Origin of the sequence: Streptomyces yunnanensis (genome assembly GCF_029011865.1) — a bacterium.
Taxonomy (GTDB): Bacteria; Actinomycetota; Actinomycetes; order Streptomycetales; family Streptomycetaceae; genus Streptomyces; species Streptomyces yunnanensis.
This window is the reverse complement of sequence record NZ_CP095749.1, coordinates 4,448,167-4,471,795: the sequence shown is the minus strand read 5'-3', so window position 1 is coordinate 4,471,795 and position 23,629 is coordinate 4,448,167. Positions and strand designations below refer to the sequence as shown.

The 23,629-nt window shown below is 70.4% G+C and carries 23 protein-coding genes and 2 pseudogenes; 19 read left to right on the top strand and 6 right to left on the bottom strand.

Annotated elements, in window-relative coordinates; genetic code table 11:
• Positions 1 to 42 precede the first annotated feature (42 nt).
• From MOV08_RS19210 to MOV08_RS19200, 3 genes and pseudogenes are all read left to right on the top strand, one after another.
• Positions 43 to 267, top strand: a pseudogene (locus tag MOV08_RS19210) (metalloregulator ArsR/SmtB family transcription factor); the annotation flags it as partial.
• A 97-nt stretch (positions 268 to 364) separates the two neighbouring features.
• A pseudogene (locus tag MOV08_RS19205) lies at positions 365 to 592 on the top strand (SRPBCC family protein); the annotation flags it as partial.
• 117 nt (positions 593 to 709) lie between these two features.
• Entirely contained in the window at positions 710 to 949 is a 240-nt protein-coding gene (locus tag MOV08_RS19200) for a DUF397 domain-containing protein (RefSeq protein ID WP_039634203.1), read from the top strand.
• 110 nt (positions 950 to 1,059) lie between these two features.
• Here the strand turns inward: MOV08_RS19200 and MOV08_RS19195 are convergent, their stop codons facing one another.
• Positions 1,060 to 1,569, bottom strand: a complete 510-nt coding sequence (locus MOV08_RS19195) for an ATP-binding protein (protein WP_039634202.1) — start codon at positions 1,567 to 1,569, stop codon at positions 1,060 to 1,062.
• A 314-nt stretch (positions 1,570 to 1,883) separates the two neighbouring features.
• Between MOV08_RS19195 and MOV08_RS19190 the strand changes: the two genes are divergently transcribed.
• The 4 genes from MOV08_RS19190 (at position 1,884) to MOV08_RS19175 (ending at position 5,743) form a co-directional block, all read left to right on the top strand.
• The gene (locus MOV08_RS19190) at positions 1,884 to 2,747 is read left to right on the top strand and encodes a helix-turn-helix domain-containing protein (protein WP_039634200.1); all 864 of its coding nucleotides are present in this window, start codon (positions 1,884 to 1,886) and stop codon (positions 2,745 to 2,747) included.
• 67 nt (positions 2,748 to 2,814) lie between these two features.
• Positions 2,815 to 4,272: an aldehyde dehydrogenase family protein gene (locus MOV08_RS19185; protein ID WP_275308249.1), complete on the top strand. Its 1,458-nt coding sequence runs from the start codon at positions 2,815 to 2,817 to the stop codon at positions 4,270 to 4,272.
• Positions 4,273 to 4,431: 159 nt separating this feature from the next.
• Positions 4,432 to 4,980 carry a DinB family protein gene (locus tag MOV08_RS19180; RefSeq protein ID WP_275308248.1) on the top strand — a complete coding sequence of 183 codons (549 nt, stop codon included), beginning with the start codon at positions 4,432 to 4,434 and terminating at the stop codon, positions 4,978 to 4,980.
• Between the two features lie 88 nt (positions 4,981 to 5,068).
• Positions 5,069 to 5,743 carry a PadR family transcriptional regulator gene (locus MOV08_RS19175; protein ID WP_275311829.1) on the top strand — a complete coding sequence of 225 codons (675 nt, stop codon included), beginning with the start codon at positions 5,069 to 5,071 and terminating at the stop codon, positions 5,741 to 5,743.
• A gap of 46 nt (positions 5,744 to 5,789) precedes the next feature.
• Here the strand turns inward: MOV08_RS19175 and gad are convergent, their stop codons facing one another.
• The 4 genes from gad to MOV08_RS19155 all read right to left on the bottom strand — a co-directional run bounded on the left by gad (position 5,790) and on the right by MOV08_RS19155 (position 9,154).
• Positions 5,790 to 7,205 carry a glutamate decarboxylase gene (gene gad, locus MOV08_RS19170; RefSeq protein ID WP_275308247.1) on the bottom strand — a complete coding sequence of 472 codons (1,416 nt, stop codon included), beginning with the start codon at positions 7,203 to 7,205 and terminating at the stop codon, positions 5,790 to 5,792.
• A 16-nt stretch (positions 7,206 to 7,221) separates the two neighbouring features.
• On the bottom strand, positions 7,222 to 7,845 hold the full coding sequence (gene wrbA / locus MOV08_RS19165) for an NAD(P)H:quinone oxidoreductase (RefSeq protein ID WP_039634190.1): 624 nt from the start codon (positions 7,843 to 7,845) through the stop codon (positions 7,222 to 7,224).
• Between the two features lie 110 nt (positions 7,846 to 7,955).
• Entirely contained in the window at positions 7,956 to 8,660 is a 705-nt protein-coding gene (gene leuE, locus MOV08_RS19160; protein WP_275308245.1) for a leucine efflux protein LeuE, read from the bottom strand.
• A 125-nt stretch (positions 8,661 to 8,785) separates the two neighbouring features.
• Positions 8,786 to 9,154: a YbjQ family protein gene (locus MOV08_RS19155; RefSeq protein ID WP_039641121.1), complete on the bottom strand. Its 369-nt coding sequence runs from the start codon at positions 9,152 to 9,154 to the stop codon at positions 8,786 to 8,788.
• Between the two features lie 260 nt (positions 9,155 to 9,414).
• Between MOV08_RS19155 and MOV08_RS19150 the strand changes: the two genes are divergently transcribed.
• From MOV08_RS19150 to MOV08_RS19100, 11 genes are all read left to right on the top strand, one after another.
• On the top strand, positions 9,415 to 10,125 hold the full coding sequence (locus tag MOV08_RS19150; protein WP_039634186.1) for a DedA family protein: 711 nt from the start codon (positions 9,415 to 9,417) through the stop codon (positions 10,123 to 10,125).
• Between the two features lie 518 nt (positions 10,126 to 10,643).
• The gene (locus tag MOV08_RS19145) at positions 10,644 to 12,356 is read left to right on the top strand and encodes a threonine/serine exporter family protein (RefSeq protein WP_039634184.1); all 1,713 of its coding nucleotides are present in this window, start codon (positions 10,644 to 10,646) and stop codon (positions 12,354 to 12,356) included.
• 373 nt (positions 12,357 to 12,729) lie between these two features.
• Positions 12,730 to 14,667: an ABC transporter ATP-binding protein gene (locus MOV08_RS19140; protein ID WP_275308244.1), complete on the top strand. Its 1,938-nt coding sequence runs from the start codon at positions 12,730 to 12,732 to the stop codon at positions 14,665 to 14,667.
• Positions 14,664 to 16,148, top strand: a complete 1,485-nt coding sequence (locus MOV08_RS19135; RefSeq protein WP_275308243.1) for a phytoene desaturase family protein — start codon at positions 14,664 to 14,666, stop codon at positions 16,146 to 16,148. The genes MOV08_RS19140 and MOV08_RS19135 overlap by 4 nt, the downstream gene beginning before the upstream one ends.
• 455 nt (positions 16,149 to 16,603) lie before the next feature.
• A complete protein-coding gene (locus tag MOV08_RS19130; RefSeq protein ID WP_275308242.1) occupies positions 16,604 to 17,362 on the top strand; it encodes a class I SAM-dependent methyltransferase in 759 nt (252 codons plus the stop codon).
• Between the two features lie 38 nt (positions 17,363 to 17,400).
• The gene (locus MOV08_RS19125) at positions 17,401 to 17,748 is read left to right on the top strand and encodes a transposase (RefSeq protein WP_039634180.1); all 348 of its coding nucleotides are present in this window, start codon (positions 17,401 to 17,403) and stop codon (positions 17,746 to 17,748) included.
• 189 nt (positions 17,749 to 17,937) lie between these two features.
• Positions 17,938 to 18,843 (top strand): alpha/beta fold hydrolase, encoded by a 906-nt coding sequence (locus MOV08_RS19120; RefSeq protein WP_275308240.1) that lies wholly within the window; start codon positions 17,938 to 17,940, stop codon positions 18,841 to 18,843.
• Entirely contained in the window at positions 18,840 to 19,421 is a 582-nt protein-coding gene (locus MOV08_RS19115) for a hypothetical protein (RefSeq protein WP_239010084.1), read from the top strand. The genes MOV08_RS19120 and MOV08_RS19115 overlap by 4 nt, the downstream gene beginning before the upstream one ends.
• Before the next feature lie 128 nt (positions 19,422 to 19,549).
• Positions 19,550 to 19,747, top strand: coding sequence for a linaridin family RiPP (locus MOV08_RS19110; RefSeq protein WP_159030869.1), 198 nt, complete (start codon positions 19,550 to 19,552; stop codon positions 19,745 to 19,747).
• Positions 19,748 to 19,891: 144 nt separating this feature from the next.
• Complete coding sequence (locus tag MOV08_RS19105) at positions 19,892 to 20,752, top strand: hypothetical protein (RefSeq protein WP_039634173.1); 861 nt, start codon at positions 19,892 to 19,894, stop codon at positions 20,750 to 20,752.
• Positions 20,753 to 20,904: 152 nt separating this feature from the next.
• The gene (locus MOV08_RS19100; protein ID WP_039634171.1) at positions 20,905 to 21,231 is read left to right on the top strand and encodes a hypothetical protein; all 327 of its coding nucleotides are present in this window, start codon (positions 20,905 to 20,907) and stop codon (positions 21,229 to 21,231) included.
• 157 nt (positions 21,232 to 21,388) lie between these two features.
• Here the strand turns inward: MOV08_RS19100 and MOV08_RS19095 are convergent, their stop codons facing one another.
• Positions 21,389 to 21,880: an inorganic diphosphatase gene (locus tag MOV08_RS19095; protein ID WP_039634169.1), complete on the bottom strand. Its 492-nt coding sequence runs from the start codon at positions 21,878 to 21,880 to the stop codon at positions 21,389 to 21,391.
• An 86-nt stretch (positions 21,881 to 21,966) separates the two neighbouring features.
• Between MOV08_RS19095 and dacB the strand changes: the two genes are divergently transcribed.
• Positions 21,967 to 23,583: a D-alanyl-D-alanine carboxypeptidase/D-alanyl-D-alanine endopeptidase gene (gene dacB / locus MOV08_RS19090; protein WP_275308239.1), complete on the top strand. Its 1,617-nt coding sequence runs from the start codon at positions 21,967 to 21,969 to the stop codon at positions 23,581 to 23,583.
• Positions 23,584 to 23,629: the final 46 nt, after the last annotated feature.

Genomic DNA, 23,629 nt, shown 5'->3' with positions numbered 1-23,629 from the left:
TTTGGGGGAGTGAACGCCACTCCTGCACCGCCGCGCACCGCCCTGTCCGCACCGGACCAGGACCGGGTCTTCGCGGCGCTCGCCAACGCCACCCGGCGCGAGGTGCTCCGCCTGCTGCGGGACGACGGGCCGCAGCCCGTGCAGCGGCTGGCCGACCACTTCGCGATGAGCCGGCCGAGCCTGTCCGAGCATCTGAAGGTGCTGCGCCAGGCCGGACTGGTGAGCGAGCAGCGGGCCGGCCGGCAGCGGATCTACCGCCTGGAGGCGACTTCCCGGCCCTCGACGGCGACCCGGCGGACGCGACGACGATCCGCCTCGATCACTTCCTGCCGCATCTCCCCCCTGCTCCTTAAGAGCTTGGGGGAGGATGCTGCGGCTGCGCTGGCAGGATGCCGACGAGGGCCAGGGCAACCGCGCCGACTGGACCATCACCTGGATCTTGGAACCCGAAGGGCGAGGCACGCGTCTCTTCCTCGTCCACGAGGGCTTCGACCCGGACGACCCGTACCAGGTGCAGGCGCACCGCATCATGGGCGGCGGCCGGCGGTCGATTGTGACGGAACGTTTGGGGAAGGTGCTCAACAAAATGTGACCGGCCCGGCACCCCCTGTCGTGCACGTGCATCTGCGCATGCATCCGCATGTGAACGCAGCTATGATCCCGGGCAGTTGACACCGTTTATCACCGCGTTCACCACCGGGAGAGCCCTGTGCCCCACGCATACAACGGCATGGCCGCAACGGATCTCCGTGATGTGACATGGCAGAAGAGCCGGCACAGCAATTCCCAGGGGTCCTGCGTGGAGTTCGCGAAGCTGCCCGGCGGTGACATCGCGGTCCGCAACTCCCGTTTCCCGGACGGCCCGGCACTGGTCTACACGCCGGCCGAGGTCGAGGCGATGCTGCTGGGCGTCAAGGACGGGGAGTTCGACCACCTGGTGCGCGACTGAGCGCACCGCGGCCCCGGGCTCCGGCCCGGCGGGCCCGCAGACGAAAAAACGGGCGCCCGCGAAGAGCGGGTGCCCGGCGTAGGGGGCGGGTGGCTAGGACGGGCGGGCCGTCACGGCAGCCGGAAGAGGGCCCACACGATCTTGCCGTGCCGGCCACCGGACAGTCGGTGCCAGCCCCAGCTGTCGCTGAAGGACTCCACCAGATAGAGCCCGCGGCCCGATTCGGCGACGGAGTCCGCCTCGCCGGCCTCCGGTGAGGCGTCGCTGGGGTCCCGTACCGCGCAGACCAGGCGGGAGGACCAGCGCATCAGATGGAGTCGGGCGGGCGGAGCGCCGTCCATGAAGTCCGCGCCGAATGCCGGGTGTTCCGGGACGGCCAGGACCGCGTGTCGCAGGGCGTTGGTGACGAGTTCGGAGACCACCAGGCCGACGCCGTCGAAGAGTTCCTCCAGGCCCCAACCGGTGAGTGTCTCGCGGGTGAACTTCCGGGCGCAGCCGACCGATTCGTAGCGCGGCGGGAGCGGGCAGGACACGGATCCGGAGACGGCCAAGGGGTCGACGGGAGGAAAGCCCTGCCATAACGGCTCGAAGTCGAGCATGGTCGAAACCTTGGTCCCCATGCGAGGCACTCCTGGCGTTCGCGGACGTCATGACCCTGGCCGGTCAGCCGGATCTGGCGGATCTTTCACGAGCGTGCATGCGTGCGATGCCTATGGTTCCCAATGCGTAGGGCAGATGCAAGGGCAGATGCACGTGCAGCTGACGTGATTGCGTAAGGGTGGACGCATAAGCGCCGTATTCTTCCTGTGATTTCTTGTGGAGGGCTTGCGGGGGCCGCACATATCAGTAACCAGATGAGCACTGAACGAAGCCTGAACATGGCAGACTGCGCTTCCACTGTTGGACGGGGTGGGGTCACAGGAGGGTCAGAGAGGTGTCCGCAAGTGAGTCGGGCGGGTCGGTGGTGCGGCGGATCCTGCTCGGATCCCAGCTCCGTCGGCTGCGTGAATCGCGCGGGATAACCCGTGAAGCGGCCGGCTACTCGATCCGTGCGTCCGAATCGAAGATCAGCCGCATGGAGTTGGGCAGGGTGAGCTTCAAGGCACGCGATGTCGCAGATCTGCTCACGCTCTACGGCGTGAGCGACGAGCAGGAGCGCGAGGCGTTGCTCGGGCTGGCCAAGGAGGCGAACGTCGCGGGCTGGTGGCACAGTTACAGCGATGTGCTCCCCGGTTGGTTCCAGACGTACGTGGGTCTGGAGGGGGCCGCCTCCCTCCTGAGGGTCTACGAAGTCCAGTTCGTCCACGGGCTGTTGCAGACGGAGGAGTACGCGCACGCCGTCGTCTCCCGCGGCATGCCGGGTGCGCCGGCCGCCGAGATCCAGCGACGGGTCGCGCTGCGCCAGGAGCGGCAGAAGCTGCTGATCTCGGAACGGGCGCCGCAGCTGCACTGTGTCCTGGACGAGGCCGCGCTGCGCCGCCCCTATGGTGGACGGTCCGTGATGCGGGGGCAGTTGAAGCATCTGATCGACATCTCGGAGCGGCCCAATGTGCGGCTCCAGGTGATGCCGTTCAACTTCGGCGGGCACGCGGGGGAGAGCGGTGCGTTCACCATGCTGCGCTTCCCGGAGTCCGACCTCTCCGACGTCGTCTATCTGGAGCAGCTCACCAGCGCCCTCTACGTGGACAAGCCGGAGGAGGTCGCGCAGTACGAGCGGGCGATGGAGCGGCTGCAGGAGGACAGTCCGGACCCTGCGGAAACCCGGGATCTCTTGCGTGGTCTGCTCCAACTCACGTGACCCAGCAGTAGGATGACGCTGGATCAGCCCCCCCCCGCAGAGCAGTGCCGCACAGAGTAGGGATGCCATGTCCATCTTCGCAGACCTGGCCTACCAGTTCATCGACGGTGAGTGGCGGGCCGGCAGTGGCTCGTGGGACATCATCGATTTCAACCCCTACGACCAGGAGAAGCTGGCGTCGATCACGGTCGCCGGCGCGGACCAGGTCGATGCGGCCTACCGCGCCGCCGAGCGGGCACAGCGGGACTGGGCGCTGCGGAACCCCTACGACCGGCGGCAGGTCACCGAGCGGCTGCTGCGGCTGATCGAGGAGCGCGAGGAGGAGATCGTCGAGGCGCTCGTCCTCGAACTGGGCGGCACCCGGATCAAGGCCGCGTACGAGGTCCGGCTCGCCAAGGAGTTCGTCCGCGAGGCGATCCAGCTGGCGCTGCGTCCGCAGGGGCGGATACTGCCGTCGCCGGTGGACGGCAAGGAGAACCGCGTCTACACCCAGCCGGCCGGGGTCATCGGGGTGATCAGCCCGTTCAACTTCCCGTTCCTGATCTCGATGAAGTCCGTGGCGCCGGCGCTGGCGTTGGGCAACGCGGTGGTCATCAAGCCCAACCAGAACGCCCCCATCACCGGCGGCGGGCTGATCGCCAAGCTGTTCCAGGACGCGGGGCTGCCGGCCGGGCTGCTCAACGTGCTGATCACCGACATCGCAGAGATCGGGGACGCGCTGATCGAGCACCCGGTGCCGCGGGTGATCTCGTTCGCCGGTTCGGACAAGGTCGGCCGGCACGTCGCGGCGGTCAGCGCCGGGCACTTCAAGCGGGTGATCCTCGAACTCAGCGGCAACAGCGCGCTGATCGTGATGGACGACGCCGACGTGGACTACGCGGTGGAGGCCGCGGTCTTCAGCCGGTTCGTCTATCAGGGGCAGGTCTGCATGGCGGCCAACAGGGTGCTGCTGGACCGCGCGGTGGAGGCCGAGTTCACCGAGAAGTTCGTGGCCAAGGTGGCGGCGCTGCGGACCGGTGACCCGCGCGATCCGCGCACCCAGATCGGGCCGCTGATCAACACCTTCCAGGCGGAGGCGCTGACCTCGGTGGTCGACCGGGCGATAGCCGAGGGGGCCACGCCGCTGCTCCGCGGCCGTACGGAGGGCAACCTCGTCGAGCCCAGCGTGCTGGCCGGGCTGCCGACGGACTCCGCGCTGCACGGCCAGGAACTGTTCGGGCCGGTGGCCCTGTTGGTGCCGTTCGACGGCGAGGAAGAGGCGGTGCGGATCGCCAATGACACCCCGTACGGACTCAGCGGGGCGGTGCACACCGCCAATGTGGAGCGCGGGGTGCGGATCGCCCAACGGATCGTGACCGGCATGATCCACGTCAACGACGGAACCGTCCACGACGAGCCGCAGGTGGCGTTCGGCGGGGAGAAGTTCTCCGGGACCGGGCGGCTGAACGGCGAGTCCACGGTCGAGGCGTTCACGACCCAGAAGTGGGTGTCCATCCAGCACGGGCGGTCGCCGTTCTCGCTGTGAGGCGGGCGTCATCCGGTGCGGCGGACGGGAAGTCCGTCCGGATCTAGGACACGTGCTGTCCTAGGTGATCCGTAGCGTGGGTGGAGTCGAAGCGGCCGGACGGCTCGGTACCGGCCGGCCCGCGGTGCCCTGCCGCCGGCGTGATGAAAGGTGGAACCCATGCCCGCTCATGTTCTGGCCGAGGCCCACGGCGACGAGCGCGGTGCGCTGCTGGCCTTCCTGGAGGCGCAGCGCGGCGGGTTGCGCCGGGCCGCCCTGGGGCTGACCGACGAGCAGACCAAGCAGCGGCCGAGCGCCAGCGAGCTGTCGCTGGGCGGGTTGCTCAAGCATGCCGCGCAGGTCGAACGGAACTGGCTGGCCATCGCGCAGCAGCGCGATCTCGGCGAGCGGCCCAGCGAGAGCGAGTGGCTCCTGGGCTTCCGGCTGCAGGACGGCGAGACCGCCGCGGGGATGCTGGAGCTCTGGGAGGAGGCCGCCGCCGAGACGGAGAAGTTCATCCGCTCCGTGCCGAGCCTGGACGACACCTTCCCGCTGCCGCCGGCCCCGTGGTTCCCGAAGGACGCCCGGCAGTCGATGCGGTGGCTGGTGCTGCACCTGATCGAGGAGTTCGCCCGGCACGCCGGCCACGCCGACATCGTCCGGGAGTCCCTGGACGGCAAGACGGCCTTCGCCCTGGTGGACGAGGAGCGCGAGGGGTCGCAGGGGTAGCCGGCGGCGGGCCTGGCCATGACCCATCGGACAACCCTTAGTCTGGCGGCAGGCCGCGTGCGGGATGCGTGCCGGGATTGAGGTGGCGATGTCGGCGATCCGGCTGCTGGTGCTGGGGGCCGTGCGGCAGCACGGTCGGGCGCACGGCTACCAGGTCCGCAACGACCTGGAGTTCTGGGGCGCGCACGAGTGGTCCAACGCCAAGCCGGGGTCGATCTACCACGCGCTCAAGCAGATGGACAAGCAGGGGCTGCTGCGCGCCCACGACATCGCGCCGAGCACCGCCGGCGGTCCGCCGCGCACCGAGTACGAGCTGACGCCGGCGGGCGAGGAGGAGTACTTCCGGCTGCTGCGGGCGGCGCTGGCGCAGCGCGACCCGAAGACCGACCTGCTCAGCGCCGGGATCGGCTTCATCGTCGATCTGCCGCGGGACGAGGCGGTGGCACTGCTCAAGGAGCGGGTGCGGGCGCTCGCGGAGTGGCGGACCACGGTCACCTCGTACTACACGCCCGAGGGCGGGCCCGGGCAGCTCGGCCACATCGGGGAGATCATGCACATGTGGGTGCACGCGGCGGACAGCGGCGCGGAGTGGACCTGCGGGCTGATCGAGCGGATCGAGGGCGGGGCGTATGTCTTCGCCGGCGAGGGGGAGCCGTTCGTGGGGGTGCTCGCGGACGGCCAGGAGAACCCCTACGCGCCGCGGGACGCCGCCCGGGCGCCGGAGGCCGCCGACGGCGAGGACGGGCCCGACGACGCGGACTGAGGGCCGGGGCGGCGTCCCGGGCGGCGGTGCGGCGGGCCGCGGTCGGTCAGTGGTGGAAGGCGGTGGCGATGTTCTCCGGGCGGTCCAACGGGGCGGGCTGCCGGCGGAGTTCGGGGAGCAGCTGCTCCAGGTCGGCCAGGAAGCTGTCGGCCAGGTCCAGCGAGAAGCCGTTGCGGCAGACCACCCGGAGGACGGAGAGGTCCTGGCGGTTGGGCGGGAAGGTGTAGGCGGGGACCAGCCAGCCGCGCTCCCGCAGCCGCCGGGACACGTCGAAGACGTCGAAGGACGTGACGTCGTCGGCGGTGGTGAAGGCGAAGACCGGCAGCTGGTCGCCCTGGGTGAGCAGGCGGAAGTCGTCCAGCGCGCCGATCCGTTCGGCCATCGAGCCGGCCACGTCGCGGGTGGCCTGCTGGACGGCGCGGAAGCCCTCCCGGCCCAGCCGCAGGAAGGTGTAGTACTGGGCGGCGACCTGGGCGCCGGGGCGGGAGAAGTTGAGGGCGAAGGTCGGCATGTCGCCGCCCAGGTAGTTGACGCGGAAGACCAGCTCCTCGGGGAGCGCGTCCTGGTCGCGCCAGAGCGCCCAGCCGACGCCGGGGTAGACCAGGCCGTACTTGTGGCCGGAGGTGTTGATGGAGGCGACCCGGGGGAGGCGGAAGTCCCACAGCAGGTCGGGGTCGAGGAACGGTGCGATCATGCCGCCGGACGCGCCGTCCACGTGGACGGGGACGTCCAGGCCGGTGCGGTCCTGGAGCGCGTCGAGGGCGGTGCAGATCTCCGCCACCGGCTCGTAGGAGCCGTCGAAGGTCGAGCCCAGGACGGCGACGACGCCGATGGTGTTCTCGTCGCAGAGCGCGGTGACGGAGTCCGCGTCCAGGTGGAAGCGGTCGCCCTCCATGGGGACCTGGCGGGCCTGAACCTCCCAGAAGTTGCAGAACTTCTCCCAGCAGACCTGGACGTTGGCGCCCATGACGAGGTTGGGGCGGGCGGTGCCGGGATAGCGGTCGGGGTTGCGCCGGGCCCAGCGGCGCTTGAGGGCCATGCCGGCGAGCATGCAGGCTTCGCTGGAGCCGGTGGTGGAGCAGCCCATGGCGGCGGACGGGTCGGGGGCGTGCCAGAGGTGGGCGAGCATCGCCACGCAGCGCCGTTCCAGTTCGGCGGTGCGCGGGTACTCGTCCTTGTCGATCATGTTCTTGGCCTGGCACTCCGACATCAGGACGTCGGCCTGCGGCTCCATCCAGGTGGTGACGAAGGTGGCGAGGTTGAGCCGGGCGTTGCCGTCCAGCATCAGTTCGTCGTGGACGAACTGGTAGGCGGTGTGCGGGGAGATGGGGCCCGCGGGGAGGGTGTGCCGCGGGGGTGAGGTCTCCATCCCGGCGACCGGGTCGGCCTCGCCGTAGAAGGGGTTGACCGGGTGGGTGCGGCGCCGGCGGTCCCGTTCGGAGTCGCCTTTGTGCAGGGTCATCGGCTGCGGCCTCTCGTCAACTCGTCGCGGCCAGGCCGGCCTTGATGGCCTTGGTGAACTTCACCACCCGCTCCGCCTGAATACGGGCGGCGGTGCGGGCGTCGGCGTCGACCGGGGTGTCCGGGCCGCCGACGTGCGAGGTGCCGTAGGGGTTGCCGTCGGCGAACTTCGCCGGGTCCGTGTAACCAGGGGCGATGAGGATGCCGCCGAAGTGGTGGACGGTGTGGTAGAGCGCGAGGAGGGTGGACTCCTGGCCGCCGTGCTTGGACTGGGTGGCGGTGAAGCCGCTGTAGACCTTGTCGGCCAGCCGACCCTGCTGCCAGAGGCCGCCCAGGGTGTCGATGAACTGTTTGAGCTGGGACGTCACGTTGCCGAAGCGGGTGGGGGTGCCGAAGAGCACCGCGTCCGCCCAGAGGATGTCGTCGTGGGTCGCCTCCAGGATGTCGGCGGTGGCGGCGACGTTGGCGGCCCAGGCGGGGTTGGAGTCGATGGCGGACTGCGGGGCGAGCTCGGCGGCCCGGCGCAGCCGTACGTCGGCGCCCGCGTGCTCGGCGGCGTCGGCGATCAGCCGGGCGATCTCGGCGACGGTGCCGGTCGACGAGTAGTAGATGACGGCGACGTTGACGTCGTGCAGCGGCATGGACGCACCTCCTGGAACCCGACGATAAGGGCATAAGGTGCGAACGGCCTCCAGGGTTCCCCCAGTGGAAGCGGGGCCGGGCCGGGCTCCGCGGACCCGGCCCGTACCGGTCAGCTCGCGCTGGCCAGCGACAGCTTGGCGGCGAAGCCGAGGAAGGCGGCGCCGGCGCCGGCGGACAGGCCGGCGGTCAGGCGCTTGCGGCGGCGGAAGGTCGCCGCCAGGAACGTCCCGCTGAAGATCAGCAGCGAGAGGTAGCTGAAGCTGAAGAGCTGCGCCCAGGCGCCGAGCGCCACGAACGACAGCACCGGGTGGGCGTAGGAGGGGTCCACGAACTGCACGAAGAAGGAGATGAAGAACAAGATCGCCTTCGGGTTGAGCAGGCTGACCACGAACGCGCGGCGGAACGGTCGCTCGGCCTTCGGGGCGGCCCCGTTCTCCGCCGGAGCCGCCGGAGCCGCCCCGGCCGCCTGCTCCGGCGTCGCGCTCCGCAGGGTCTTGCCGGACGCCCGGCCGCCGCGCCACAGGGACCAGGCGCCGCGCAGCATCCCGACGGCCAGCCACGTCAGATAGCCCGCGCCGGCGAACTTCACGATGCCGAACAGCAGCGGGCTGGCCTTCAGCAGCGAGGCCACTCCGCCCGCGGACAGCGTCATCAGCACCGTGTCGCCGCACAGCACGCCCGCCGCCGCCCGGTACGCCACCCGACGGCCCCGCCGGGCGGCGACCGAGACGACGTACAGCGAATTCGGCCCCGGCAGCAGGATGATCAGGGCGAGGCCCGCCAGATACGTGGACAGATCCGTTATTCCGAGCATGCGCGGAGGATCTCACCCGCGGACCCACCGCCTTGCCTCTTTTCAGAATCCGGACGTGCGCCTCACGCGGCGTGAGGAGCCGTCGTGAAGCGCGTACCGACGGCCGACGAGGGAGTGGTTGCGGGTCAGCCCTGGGGTTCCAGCACCACGGCCGTGCCGTAGGCGCAGACCTCGGTGCCGACGTCGGCGGCTTCGGTGACGTCGAAGCGGAACATCAGCACGGCGTTGGCGCCGCGGGAGCGGGCCTGCTCCACCAGGCGTTCCATGGCCTGGTTACGGGTCTGGACGAGGGTCTTGGTCAGACCGCGCAGCTCACCGCCGATCATCGACTTCAGGCCCGCGCCGATCTGGCTGCCGAGGTGTCGGGAGCGCACGGTGAGGCCGAAGACCTCGCCGATCACGTGTTTCACGTGAAACCCCGGCACGTCGTTGGTCGTCACCACCAGGACGTCGGACTGCTCGTGCTGTCCGCCGCCGTACTCCTCGATGCCCATGATCCGCACCTCCTGTCCTTGCGATCAGGATCACCCGGGGCGGCCGGAGCGGCCAGCGCTCGGGGGCGGTCGGGTGGGGGTCGGCGGCCGGCGTCGAGGCGGGGCGGGGCGGCCCGGGAGGCCGTGGCCGGGGGTGCTCCTGGAACCACGGGACGTCATAGTCCGTTGATAGCTTTGGGCCGCACACTGCGCCTGCACCCCTCGCTTCCGCTCGCCGCGCCGCGCGAGCCGGGCGCCCTCGACCCAGGAGCCTTCACCCCGTGAATACTCTCGCGCTCGGCCCCCAGTGGCTGAACTCGGACTACTTGATCACGACATTCGGCCTGATCGGCGTCCTGCTCATTGTGTTCGCGGAGTCGGGGCTGCTGATCGGTTTCTTCCTGCCCGGGGACTCGCTGCTGTTCACCACCGGCCTGATGGTGACGACGAACAAGATCGACAAGCCGCTGTGGCTGGTGTGTGCGCTGGTGGTGCTGGCGGCCGTCCTGGGTGACCAGGCCGGATACCTCTTCGGGCGCAAGGTCGGCCCCTCGCTCTTCAAGCGGCCCGACTCCCGCCTCTTCAAGCAGGAGAACGTCGAGAAGGCGCATGCCTTCTTCGAGAAGCACGGTCCGAAGTCGCTGATCCTGGCCCGATTCGTCCCGATCGTGCGGACGTTCACGCCGATCATCGCGGGCGTGAGCCGGATGCAGTACCGCTCCTTCATCATCTTCAACATCATCGGCGGCACGCTGTGGGGCGCCGGCGTGACGCTGCTGGGCGCCGCGCTGGGCAACGTCGAGTTCGTGCACAAGCACATCGAGCTGATCCTCGTGGCGATCGTGCTCATCTCCGTGGTGCCGGTCGTCATCGAGTTCCTGCGGGCGCGCGCCAAGGCCAAGAAGGAGCCGGCGGCCGACGCGGCGATGGACGCCCCGATGGCCGCGGCCCAGGCCCGTCCGCAGGGGCGGGGGCGCCACGCCAAGCGCTAGCGCTTGGCGGGCTTCCCACGTTGTCGGCTCCCCCACCCCACAGACCCGTCCCCTCCCGTTGGTGGGTGGGTTTCAGGCCGTAGGGGTACGCCTGGGTGGTCCCCTGCGGGGTCGTCGTGGAGTGGTGACGGCTGTCAGGGGACCACTTGCGTCGGCTCCCACTCACCGTCTTTCCCACCCACCCACGGGAGGGGGTGGGTCTGCGGGGTTGGGGGTGTCCGGACGTAAAGCGCAGCAGTCCGGACACCCCCAACCCCGCAGACCCGCCACCGCACCCGACAGCCCCGCGCAGCGGTTCCGCCCGCGCAGCGGAACCGGCACACCCCGCCGTCAGGCGGACCCGCGCCGCGGGCGCACAAGGCGAACCCCTACGACGGGGCAGCCGACAACGTGGGAAGCAGGCCAAGCGCCAGCGCCAAGCGCAGCGGACGGGCCCCCGAAGGAGCGCCGTCCGCAGCCATGCGGCATCGTGTGCATGACCAGTCGGCAGGAGGCACGGGCACGAGGAGCGGAGAGACGTGGCGTCGGATCCACCACGCGGTAATGGCAAGGGCAAGGGCAGCGGCATCTCGGAGCAGGCCGGTCTTCCCGAGGACCGCAAGCCGCAGTCGGACGAGGCGCACAGCGCCTTCACTCCGCCGTTGGGTGTGCCGTTGCCGCCGACGCCCGAAGAGGAGCACCCGACCTCGGAGTTCGCGTTGCCCGAGGGGCTCCGGCCGGAGGCGCCGGCCGAGCCCGAGGGGTCGGCGTTCGCCCCGCCGGGGGGCACCACCGGGCAGACCCCGCTGCCGACGTTCACGCCGCCGCACGGCATACCGGTCCTCAGCCTGACCAAGGAAGCGCCGTGGCAGGACCGGATGCGCACCATGCTGCGGATGCCGATCCACGAGCGACCGGTGCCCGAGCGCGCGGAGCGCACCGAGGAGGAGGGCGGCGGCCCCGCCGTGCCCCGCGTCCTGGACCTGACGCTGCGTATCGGCGAGATCCTGCTGGCCGGTGGCGAGGGGGCCGAGGACGTCGAGGCGGCGATGTTCGGTGTGGCGCACGCCTACGGGCTGGAGCGGGTCGAGCCGACCGTCACCTTCACCCTGCTGTCGATCTCGTACCAGCCGTCCCTGGTGGAGGACCCCGTCACCGCCAGCCGGACGGTGCGGCGGCGCGGCGTGGACTACAACCGGCTGTCGGCCGTTTTCCGGCTGGTGGACGAGATCACCTCGGAGGGGATCAGTCTCGAAGAGGCGTACCGGGGGCTGGCGGAGATCCGCCGTAACCGGCACCCGTACCCGAGCTGGGCGCTGACGGTGTCCTCCGGGCTGCTCTCCGGCGCGGCGAGCATGCTCGTCGGCGGCGGGGTGCTGGTGTTCATCGCGGCGGCGATCGGCTCGATGCTCGGCGACCGGCTGGCCTGGTTGGCGTCGGCGCGCGGACTGCCGGAGTTCTACCAGTTCGTGGTCGCGGCGATGCCGCCCGCCGGGATGGGGCTCGCCTTCGCCCTGGCCCATTCCAATGTGCAGTCCTCCGCGGTGATCACCGGTGGGCTGTTCGCCCTGATCCCGGGGCGGGCGCTGGTCGCCAGCGTGCAGGACGGGCTGACCGGTTACTACATCACCGCCTCCGCGCGACTGCTGGAGGTCGGCTATCTGATCGTCGGCATCGTCGTCGGCGTGCTGTCCGTGCTCTACCTCGGGCTGCAGGCCGATCCCGGTCTGAAGCGGCTCAACCCCGAGCAGGCGCTGCAGCTGTACAACGAGCCGGTGGTGCAGACCATAGCGTCGATGCTGCTGGCGCTGGCGTTCTGCGTCCTGCTCCAGCAGGAGCGGCACACGGTGGCGTTCGCGACGCTCAACGGCGGGGTCGCCTGGGTGGTGTACGGGGCGCTGACCGCCACCGCCGGCTTCAACGCGGTGCCCTCCACGGCCATCGCCGCCGGGCTCGTCGGCCTCTTCGGGCAGTTGCTCTCCCGGTACCGCTACGCCTCCGCGCTGCCCTATGTGACGGCGGCGATCGGCCCGTTGCTCCCTGGTAGCGCGACCTACTTCGGGCTGCTGAACTTCGCCCAGGGCAATCTGCTGGAGGGCTTCTCGTCGCTGATCAAGGCCGCCTCGCTGGCGCTGGCGATCGCGGTCGGCGTGAACCTCGGTGGCGAGGTCGCCCGGCTGTTCCTGCGGGCGCCGCTCGCCGTCGAGCCGGGCGGCGAGCGGCGGGCCGCCAAGCGGACCCGCGGCTTCTAGGGCCTGTCCGGACCTGGTGCATCGGACGGACCCCCAGGGCCCGTCCGATGCACCAGGGCCGCGCCCGCTGTGTCGGGTGAGTCGATCGCCCCTGGCGCGCCGTGCGTCGGGGGCTTCGTCCTGCTCACCCGTGAGGGGACCGTGGTGTTCCTTTCGGGCACCGCGCCAAGTGGACAACAAACGCGTTTACTTACGCCGGCCGGGCCTGCGGGTCATTCGACCGGGCAGGGCGTTCCAGCGAATCAACTTACGAGAAATTTGACGCCGGAGGGTGTGCTAGTTTCGGCCATCTTGACGACAAAACTCTGAGGTCGGGGCCGTTATCTTGGTCGCGCATCGCCGTGACCGTTGTCAAAACGGGGGGAGTGTGCTCATGGCGAGGCGCGTCGCCAACACGAACCAGAGGAGCGGAGCCGGGCCCGGCGCCGGCCGGGTGGGGAGTGTCGCCAAGCGGCAGACCGCGCTGCTCGGTGCGGGAGTGGCACTGGGGCTGCTGGGGGTCGGAGCCACGCTCGCCCAGCCGTGGGCCATCGGAAAACTGATCGGGGCGGTGTCCGCGGGAGCGTCGCTGACCGGGTCCATCATCACGGTCGCCGCCCTTTTCTGCCTGGGTGCTTTCTTTTCCTCGCTCCAGTCCTACGTAATAGGGCGGGCCGGGGAAAATATCGTCTATGACGTCCGCCATGGCCTTGTCGGAAGACTGTTGCGGGCCGATCTCGCGGAATTCGGGAAATGGTCGCAGGGCGACATCGTCACGCGCACGGTCACCGATACTTCGCTGGTAAAGATCGCCCTCTCACAGAGCCTCGCGCAGCTGGTCATCAGCGGCGCCACGACAATCGGCTGCGTCGTGCTGATGTGCACCATCGACCTGTCGCTGATGCTCATCACCCTGGCCAGCCTCGGCGTCGCCAGCACCCTCGCCATCGTGCTCGCGCGCAAGCTCCGCGGAGCGGCCCTGCAGAACCGTGACGACACCGGCGCGTTCGGCAGCGGCGTCCAGCGCGTGCTCTCCGCGCTGCCCACGGTCAAGGCGTCCCGGGCCGAGCCGCGCGAGACCGCCCGGATCGGCGCGCTGGCCGAGCGGGCGCGGCGCTCGGGGATCCGGGTGAACGCCTACAACGCCCTGCTGGTTCCCTCGATGAACGTCGGCACCCAGGGGGCACTCGCCGTCGTCGTCGGCGCGGGCATGGCCTGGGTCGCGCGGGGCGAGATGAGCATGGCCGACCTGACCACGTTCGTCATGTACCTGTTCCAGCTGGTCTCCCCCCTGGTGATGGTCTTCATGGCCATCGGCCAGTTCGTCCAGGGCCGGGCCGCCATCGAGCGGGTCGACAAGCTCGCCGGCCTGCCCCAGGAGGGCGGCGGGGCGGCGGACGCGGGGCAGGGCCCCGCACCGACCGGGCCGCTGCCCGCGCACCACCCCGCGGTCGAGTTCCACGACGTGCGCTTCGCCTACCGGCGCGGAGAGCCGGCGGCCATGACGCAGGTGCTGCACGGCGTCTCGCTCAGCGTGCCGGCGCGCGGGCTGACGGCGGTGGTCGGGCCCTCGGGCGCCGGCAAGACCACCCTGTTCCAACTGATCGAACGCTTCTACCGGGTGGACGGCGGTCGCGTGCTGCTCGGAGGGCGGGACGTCGAGGGGCTGCCACTGGAGACGCTGCGCGGGCTGGTGGGCTACGTCCAGCAGGACAGCGCCGCCATGCGGGGCACCGTCCGGGAGAACCTCACCTACGCCCAACCGCACGCCAGCGAGGACGACATCCGGGAGGCGCTGGCGATGGCCGGGCTCGGCGCCGTGGTCGCCGGGCTCCCCCAGGGGCTGGAGACCGAACTCGGCGACCAGGGCAGCGGATTGTCCGGCGGCCAGCGCCAGCGCCTGTGCATCGCCCGCACGCTGCTCCAGAAGCCCGCGGTCATGCTGCTGGACGAGGCCACCTCCCACCTGGACTCCGACTCGGAGCGGGACTTCCGCGACGTGCTGCGCCGGGTCTCCCGACAGTGCGCGGTGATCGCCATCGCCCACCGCATCTCCACGGTGATCGACGCCGAGAAGATCGTGGTGCTGGAGGACGGCCGGGTCCGGGCCACCGGCGTGCACCGGGACCTGATGGAGAACGACGCGCTGTACCGGCGGCTGGCCGGCTCCCAACTGCACGCCGAGTCCGGCCCCGCCGCCACGGCGGGCGACTGGGCGCGCGGGGAACCGGGGGCGGGGCCGCTCCCGTCCGCGGTCGGCCGGCCCCCGTGGGGCGGCCTCAACGAGCAGACGGTGCGGCTTCGGCCCATCAGGAGCGAGGAGCAGTGGTGAACAGCACCGATGTGGCGATCGTCGGCACCGGCCCCAACGGCCTGGCGGCCGGCGTGGTCCTGGCCCGGGCCGGCCTGAGGGTGGAGCTCTACGAAGCGGCCGAGACCATCGGCGGCGGGCTGCGCACCACGTCGCTCTTCGACAGCGGCGTCGTGCACGACATCTGCTCCGCCGTCCATCCCATGGCCGCCGCCTCCCCGTTCTTCCGGGCGTTCGACCTGGCGGCCCGCGGGGTCGAGCTGCTGCACCCCGAGATCAGCTACGCCCATCCGCTGGACGGGGGCCGCGCCGCCCTGGCGTACCGCTCGCTGGCGGACACCTGCGCGCACCTGGGCCCCGACGGCCCGCGCTGGCGGCGGCTGATGGGCCCGCTGCTGGAGCACAGCGAGGCCGTCGTCGACCTGATCCTCTCCGGGCAGCGCAGCCTGCCGCGGGACCCCGCCGCCGCCCTGCTGCTGGCCGGCCGGGTGGCGGTCCACGGCACCCGGCTCGGCGCGGCGTACTTCCAGGGCGAGGAGGCGGCGGCCCTGCTCACCGGCGTCGCCGCGCACGCGGTCGGCAAGCTGCCCAGTTTCGCGGGCGGCGCGGTGGCCATGCTGCTGGGACACCTCGCACACGGGACGGGGTGGCCGCTGCCGCGCGGGGGCAGCGGCCGGATCGCGGAGGCGATGGCCCGGGACATCACCGCGCACGGCGGCGTCTTCCACACCGGCCACCCGGTGACGGACCTGGCGGAACTCCGCGGCGCGCGGGCGGTGTTGCTCGACACCAGCCCCAAGGGCTTCCTGGCCCTCGCGGGCGACCGACTGCCCCGCTCCTACGCGCGCGGCCTCGCGCGCTTCCGCTACGGTCCGGGCGCGGCCAAGGTCGACTTCCTGGTCTCCGAGCCGATCCCCTGGTCCGATCCCGCCGTGGGGCGCGCCGGGACGGTCCATCTGGGCGGTACCCACGCCGAGATGGTCCGCCAGGAGACGAAGAACGCGCGCCGGGTGCGGACCCGGGAGCCGTTCGTCCTCCTCGTGGACCCCGCGGTGGCCGATCCGGGGCGCGCGCTGCCCGGGAAGCGCCCCGTGTGGGCGTACGCGCACGTGCCGAACGGGGATCCCACCGATCCCCACGAGCTGGTGCGCGCGCGCATCGAGCGCTACGCCCCGGGGTTCGGGGACACGGTCCTCGCCCACCGCTCGGTGCCCGCCGCCTCGTACGAGATGTACAACCCCAACTACGTCGGCGGCGACATCGGTTCGGGTGCGATGACGCTGTACCAGAGCCTGGCGCGGCCCGTCCCCCGCTTCGACCCCTACCGCACCCCGCTGCCGGGGGTCTTCCTGTGTTCCTCGGCCACCCCTCCGGGGCCCAGTGTGCACGGCATGTCCGGTTATCTGGCGGCTGTTTCCACATTGCGGCATTGTTTCGGGACATATGGCATACCCGACCTGGGCCCGAAGTCCACGCTATTGACGAGTACATGTCCGCGCTAAAGCGGCGATAACTTTCACTTCCTCCGTCAATCAATGACCAACTCTTCAGGTCTTCCCGAGTCGTGCACGGCGACGCGGGACAAGGCAGGATGGAGTGGGGCCGGGAACGGCGGTATAGACCAGGGTGGTTGGCGTCATCCGGGCCCGCGGCGCGGGGCAATCCAGGCTTGCTTCGGACGGCAATCACCCGGCCGGAAGCTTTGCCTCCTTGTTGTATCGCACGTATTCACTGGCGCCCATCGCGATGTATATGATGGACTCACACGACATAACCTGAAGTTCCCCACACTTCGTTGAGGCGTTTCCCCTGGATCGACAGGCGCTGCTGGTCTGACCAACCATGCGCAACGACTGCGGTTTCACCTGCAGTCGTGTTGGCCTATGACGTCCTTCCTTGCTCCGGCTTCACGGCGGCCCCTTAGGGATCGAATGTGGGGACAAAGTGAGGGAGTTCGGTGACTAACGGGGTTGAAGACATCGGCTATGGGCGGCAGTTCGCCGGCTGGTACGACAGGTTGATACCGGACGACGAAGTCACCGCCGAGGCGGTGAAGGGGCTACTGGCCCTCCATCCCGCCCCTGAGGCGGGGACGATCGAGCTCGGCGTCGGCACGGGGCGGATCGCCGTCCCGCTTTCCGAGAGCGTCGGCAGGGTGACCGGTGTGGACTCCTCACCGGAGATGCTGGACGCGATGCGCGTCAAACTGAAGGAGCGTGGCGACGTCACCCCCGTCCACGGTGACATCCGCAGCTATACCTCGGATTCCCGTTACGGGCTGGTGTATTGCGTCTGTGCGACGCTGTCGCTGCTGCACACCCCCCAGGACCAGCAACTGGCCGTCCGGCGCGCGGCCGACCTTCTCGCCCCCGGCGGCAGGCTGGTGATCGAGACGCACAACAAGCCGCCGATCCTGGGACTCCACGAGGGGCGCAAGCGCACCACGTATTTCGTCCCCTATCCGGAGCCCGGCACGGGCGTGCAGACCCATTCGACGCTGCTCGACGGCGACCTCTGGCACTGCTCGCACATTCTGTACCAGGCCGACGGCACCACCCGGGTGGGCAGCGAACTCACCCGGCTGACCACCCCCGAAGAGATCGACGCATACGCCCGCGCGGCCAGCTTGGAGCCCGAGGCCCACCTTTCTCGGTGGGACGGCACCCCCTATAACGAACAGTCACCCATGTTCGTCTGCTGCTACGTCAAGTCCTGAGCGCACACAGGAAAGCGGAACACAGAAGGGGGCCACAGGTGGGACGACCGCCGATTTTGCCGGCAGACAAGAAACTCGGGCTCCTGGTGAGAGTGATGAGTGGCCAACTGACCGCGGCCGAGGCGGCGCGGGAAGTCGGAGTCTCCGAGCAATCCGTATCGAACTGGCGTCGACAGTTTATTGAGGGAGCCCGTAACGGCCTGGCCGGCGAGAGTGGAAAGGACTCCGAGGAGGCTTCCAGGATCGCCGAGCTCACTCAGGAAAACGCGATGCTCAAGGCCACGATAGGCGAGCTGTATATGGAGCTCCGGAAGTCGGGGCGGGGCACACCCGGCCGAGTTCCGCAGCCCTGCGGGAAGACGCGCCCGGCCCAGCGGGTCAACTAACTCATTATTTGACCCCGGCATCCGGTGTTAGTGTCGGGGATATCAGCCACTTGAAATCACGGGGGAGGGATTGTGGCGTCTTTGGAGCGCCAATTCGCCGTGGGCATAGCTGGTTTGGCCGGTGCGAGCCTGCTGACCGGTGCGGTAATGCGATTCACGGGGAAACGCGAACGTGCGCGTCGCTACCTGATGCACGAGAGGCCGGACGGCAGCCTCGTGGAGGTCGACGTCAGCATTCCTTCTCAGGCCCGGCGCGTCGTCCTGCTCGACAACGGGCTGGGCGCGCCGCACGAATACTGGGACTGGGTGTGCGACGCGCTTCCCGCGGACATGGGATACGTGCGGTTCAACCGTCCCGGCTACGGACTCAGCACACCCGCCGCCCAGTACGGTCTGCACCGGCACTACGCGCTCTTGCAGGAATTGCGCGACACCTATGTCCCCGGTCTCCCGGTCGTCCTGGCCGGCCATTCCCTGGGCGGGTACTTCGTCGCGGCCTACGCCTCGCGCCATCCGGGCGCGCTGGAGGGCGTGAGTGCGGTGGTCGTGATCGACGCCACCGAGGTGACCAGCCTGCGCCACTCCCGCCGCACCGACATCGACCGGTGGGCGCACCAGTCGCTGGTGATGGAGCAGGCGTACGCCTGGGCGGGCCTGTCGGCCTTCCGCCCGGCGAAGAACGTGAACCAGCAGTACCGTCCGGAGATCAACCGCAGCTACACCGCGTTCATGACGAACCCCCGCTCCTGGGCCACGGCCCACCAGGAGTACCGGGACGCCATGACCTACCCGGAACTGACCGACCTGGACTGCCCGTTGACCGTGGTCACGGCGGAGAACAACGTCGGTGACAACACCCTGCACCACGCCGTCCAGGCCCGGTTGGCCGCCATCTCGAAGCGGTCCCGGCACCACTTCATCGAGGGCTCGGACCACGAATCCGTGCTCGCCGTGCCGGACCACGCCCGACAGGTGGCGGAGGTGATCGCGGGCGAACCGCCCACCGGGCGGACCGGCCCGGAGCGGCGGCAGTCCGCCAGGAAGGACCGTCCGGCCGCGGCGCGCGACACGGAGCGGGAGGAGGAACTGACGTGAACGTGAACACGGAACGCCTGAAAACGGCCGCCGTCACGGCCTCGATCGCCGCCTGGCTGGTGGCGACGGCGGCCGGGCAGCTGCCCGAGAACCGTTTCGACAACCTCCTGCGGCGCGGGCGGTGGCAGATCCCGGTCCCCAACTGGCGCTTCTTCGGCCCGAACCCCGGGGTCAAGGACAACCACCTGCTCTACCGGGACATCACCGACGGCAGGCCCGGTGACTGGACGGAGGTGGAGATCACCCGCGACCGGCCCTGGTACGCCCTGGTCTGGAACGCCCGCAACCGTTCCCCCAAGGCCCTGTTCGACGCGAGCCAGGACACCATCTCCCGCTCGGTGGCCTTCGGACCGGAACTCCGCCTGGTGACCCTGGGCTCCGGATACCAGCTGCTCTCGCGCTACATCCAGCGCCACCTGCCGCACGCCGAGGGCGCCTCGCACAGCCAGTTCATGCTGATGCAGTCGTACCTCAACGCCCCCGGCGACCGGCAGATCAACCCCGTCTTCGTCTCCGTGGAATTCCCGCTGACCGAAGACGCCACGCCCGACGCGGCCGCATTCCCGCTGGCCGCGTAGCGAGCCGATCAACCTTCTCGGCCGGAAGCTGCGAGCTCACTCGGTTCCCCTGCGCCGCGTGAGTTCGCGCCCTCCCGCCGAACGGCTGGAGAACTCGCTGTGAGATGTCTACGAGAAAGAGGACAGAAATGTCTGTTGTGGCTGAATTCGCCAACACGCAGCTGGTGGACGTGAAGCCGGGCCGTATCGGTTCCGACGCCGCGCCGACCATGATGACCCCGCTGGCCACCGTCGCGACCCCCGAGGCCGTGTCCGCCGGCATCGCGGTGACCTCCGCGACCGCGGCCGCGCTGAACATGGTCACCCACAACGTCCAGCACGGCTGAGCGTTCGGCTGCGGGGCGGTGCTGACCGGCATCGATAACCCCGGCCGATGAAAGACGCGGCGGCACGGTACGCCCGATACGCATACCGTGCCGCCGTTTCCCCTATCCACCGTACTCGCCTCACATCATCAGGAGCACCCCTCCATGTTCCTCAGCGCTCCGCCCGAGGTCACGGCACGCCGAGTGGCTTCGCTGGGTACGCTTGTCTCCGCACTGGAAATGCTCAGCCAGACGCGTAAGTTCGAAGACGGTGAATTGCTGAGCGGCCAGCTCGCGAACATGCGGCCCAAGTTCGCCAAGCGATTTCCCCGCCTCACCCGCGCCCTGAGCTCCAAGAAGGCGGCGGTCGCCCTGTACGGAGTGCAGGCGGGTGCTTCTGCCGCCACGCTGATCTGGGGCCACAAGCGCGCGGTCCGCACGACGGGCAGCGCGGTCCTGGCGGTGACGGGCGCCGCCGGCCGGTTGCACACCCCCTTCGGCGGCGACGGTGCCGACCAGCTCCAGCAGGTGGTCAACGTCGTCCTCGCCTCGACCGGCACCTTCAAGGACGGCGAGAAGGCCCGCGACGTGGCCATGCGCGCGCTGGCCCTGGAGACGACCATCTCCTATGTCGCGTCCGGCGTGGTCAAGCTCGTCTCCCCGGTGTGGCTCAGCGGCGAGGCGTTCAGCGGGGTCATCCGTACGCACAACTACGGGGACCCGCGCCTCTTCCAACTCGTGCACAAGTACCCGCTGTTGGGGAAGCTCATCACCTGGGGAACGGTCGCCGCGGAGGTCGGCTTCCCGCTGGTCTTCGTGCTGCCCAAGCCGGCGGCCAGGGCATGGCTCGGCTCGATGAGCCTCTTCCACCTGGGCATCGGGCAGTTCATGGGCCTCAACCGCTTTGTGCTGGCCTTCGGCGCCACGCACCCGGCGATCCTCTATGTCCTCGACCAGAGCGAAGGGCGTGCGGCGCTGACGGGGAGGACCGTCGCGGCCGTGACGTCGGCCCCCGCGGCCGCCTGAGCGAGGACAGGCACAGCCATCGGCATGAGGCATGCCCGCCCGGCGGGCTCCCTTTGCCGTTCGCGAAGCACATCACCGCAATGGCCGGACGCGTTCCCGGACAGCGCGATGAATTCCCCCGCAGGGTCCCGACTTTCAAGGGAGACACCATCATGAAGCGCATCACCATGGCCGCGGGCGTCGCGGTGGCGGGCGCCATGCTCGCCGTGTCCGCTCAGGCCGGCGCACAGGCCGCGCCGCTGCCGCGGACGACCGTGGCGGACGCGGCGGCCGTCACGCCCTCGGCGGCGCAGGGCGACTGGAACCCGCCGGCCGGCTACACCCTGGAGCGCTCGTTCCTGGGCGATGGCGCCTCCTGCCGTAAGGAAGGGGACGCGGGGGTGGCCGCGGGGAAGTGGCATCAATACGTCTGTCACGAGCAGATGGTGAAGCTCACCGACACCTGGATGCTCTTCCAGTTCCTCTACGTCAAGAAGTAGAAGAAGGAGAAGAAGCGGGTCGCGGACCCCGCGACACGTACGACGGGCGGCCCCCAGACGGGTGCCGCCCGTTCGCGTACGAAAATCAGAGCGCGCCGACGGGCGTGCGGGGCCCCTGAGAACCCCGCCCGCCGCCGGATCCGCTCCGCCGGTCGGGTCAGTGCCCGCCGTGCGCCTCGAAGCGCTTGTACGAGCGCTCGATCTCGGCCTCGGCGTCGGTACGGCCGACCCAGTTGGCGCCCTCGACGGACTTGCCGGGCTCCAGGTCCTTGTAGACCTCGAAGAAGTGCTGGATCTCCAGGCGGTCGAACTCCGAGACGTGGTGGATGTCGCGGAGGTGCTCCACGCGCGGGTCCGAGGCGGGCACGCACAGCAGCTTGTCGTCGCCGCCGGCCTCGTCCGTCATCCGGAACATGCCGATGGCACGGCACTTGATCAGGCAACCGGGGAAGGTCGGCTCGTCCAGGATGACCAGCGCGTCCAGCGGGTCGCCGTCCTCGCCGAGGGTGTTCTCGACGAAGCCGTAGTCGGCCGGGTAACTGGTCGAGGTGAAGAGTCGACGGTCCAGGCGGATCCGACCGGTCTCGTGGTCCACCTCGTACTTGTTCCGCGAACCCTTCGGGATCTCGATGGTGACGTCGAACTCCACGGGTGGCTCCTCCATGATCAACACATACGTCTGGTGATTAAGTGTCCCCCACGCAGGTGTGTGGTGGCGAAAGGGGCTGGTCCGAAGTGCCCGAGACCCGAACATGGCAGGTCACATGGCAGTCGGCGCAGCGTTCCGCGCGGGTGGCGGCACGCCGGGCGGGGCGTTCCGCACGCACCGCGGCACGGACCGCACAGCGCGCCGCGCATGCGACAACGGGCGCCGCACAGCACGCATGGCAGGCCGCACCGCAGCAGACGCGGCAGACCTGGCAGCTGACAGCGGTGTCCGCCGCCACAGGTCTGGCGGTCGCGGTCGTCGCCGTGGCGGCGGCCGGGCCGTGGGACTCCGGTCAGCGTACGGCCGAGCGGGCGGCGGCGGTCCCCGCTCCGGCAACAGGTGGCGAGCATCACGATGACGGCCGGGCGCCCGGCCCCGCGCCCAGCGCGCCGGCCGTGCTGACCGCGCTCGGCGGGCCCGCGCGCGGTGCGGTGGGCCGCGGCGGCGCGGCGCCGGCGCCCACCGACGCCGGACTGGCCGACGCGCTGTCCCCGCTCCTGTCGGACCCCGCGCTCGGCCCGCTGCGGACCGCGTCCGTGGTGGACGTCGCGGCCGGCCGGCAGGTCTTCGGCGAGAAGCAGGACGAGGCGGCCACCCCCGCCTCCACGGTCAAGCTCGCCACCGCCGTGGCCGCGCTCTCCCGGCTCGGCGCCGACCACCGCATCGACACCGGCGTCGTGTTGGCCGGCAAGGACCGGATCGTCCTGGTCGGCGGCGGCGACCCGACCCTGACCGCCCGCGCGGCCGGCCCGGGGCCCGACGAACGGCCGGCCAGCCTGCGCGACCTCGCCGACGTCACCGCCCACGCCCTCCAGCAGCGCAAGCTGACCACCGTCGGCCTCGGCTACGACGCCTCCGCCTACACGGGCCCCGCCGAGCACCCCATCGGCTCCAACGAGAACATCGCCCCGGTCGCCGCCCTGATGACCGACGAGGCCCGCCTCGACGACAGCGACCACGGCACCGCACCGCGCTCCACCGACCCCGCCGGCGACGCCGCCCGCACCTTCGCCGGCCTCCTCAAGGAACGCGGCATCACCGTCACCGGCGACCCCGCCGAGGCCCGCGCCCCGAAGAACCCCGACCGGATCGCCGTCGTCCGTTCCCTGCCGCTCTCCGCCCTCGTCGAGCGGATGCTGACCTACAGCGACAACGACATCGCCGAGGCGCTGGCCCGTCAGACCGCCCTCGCCGCCCACCAGCCGGCCAGCTTCGACGGCGCCGCCAAGGCCGTGCGCGACGCGCTGGCCGCCCAGCACCTCCCGCTGACCGACGCCGTCTTCGAGGACGGCAGCGGCCTGGACCGGGACGACAAGGTCTCCGCGAACCTGCTCTCCCGCCTCCTGCTGGTCGCCGCCGCACCCGACAAGCCCGAACTCCGCCCGGTCCTCACCGGCCTCCCGGTGGCCGCCTTCACAGGCACCCTCAGGGGGCGCTACGTGGGCGACACCGCCGGCGCCGGCACCGTGCGCGCCAAGACCGGCACCCTCACCGGCGTCAACAGCCTCGCCGGCACCGTCGTCGACGCCGACGGCCGCCTCCTGGCCTTCGCCTTCATGACCACCGGCACCACCGACCCCCAGGCCGCCCAGAAGGCCCTGGACCGCATGGCCTCCACGGTGGCCAACTGCGGCTGCCGCTGAACGACCCACCCTCCGGGCGCCCGCCCACCGTCCTTTCCACCCGCGC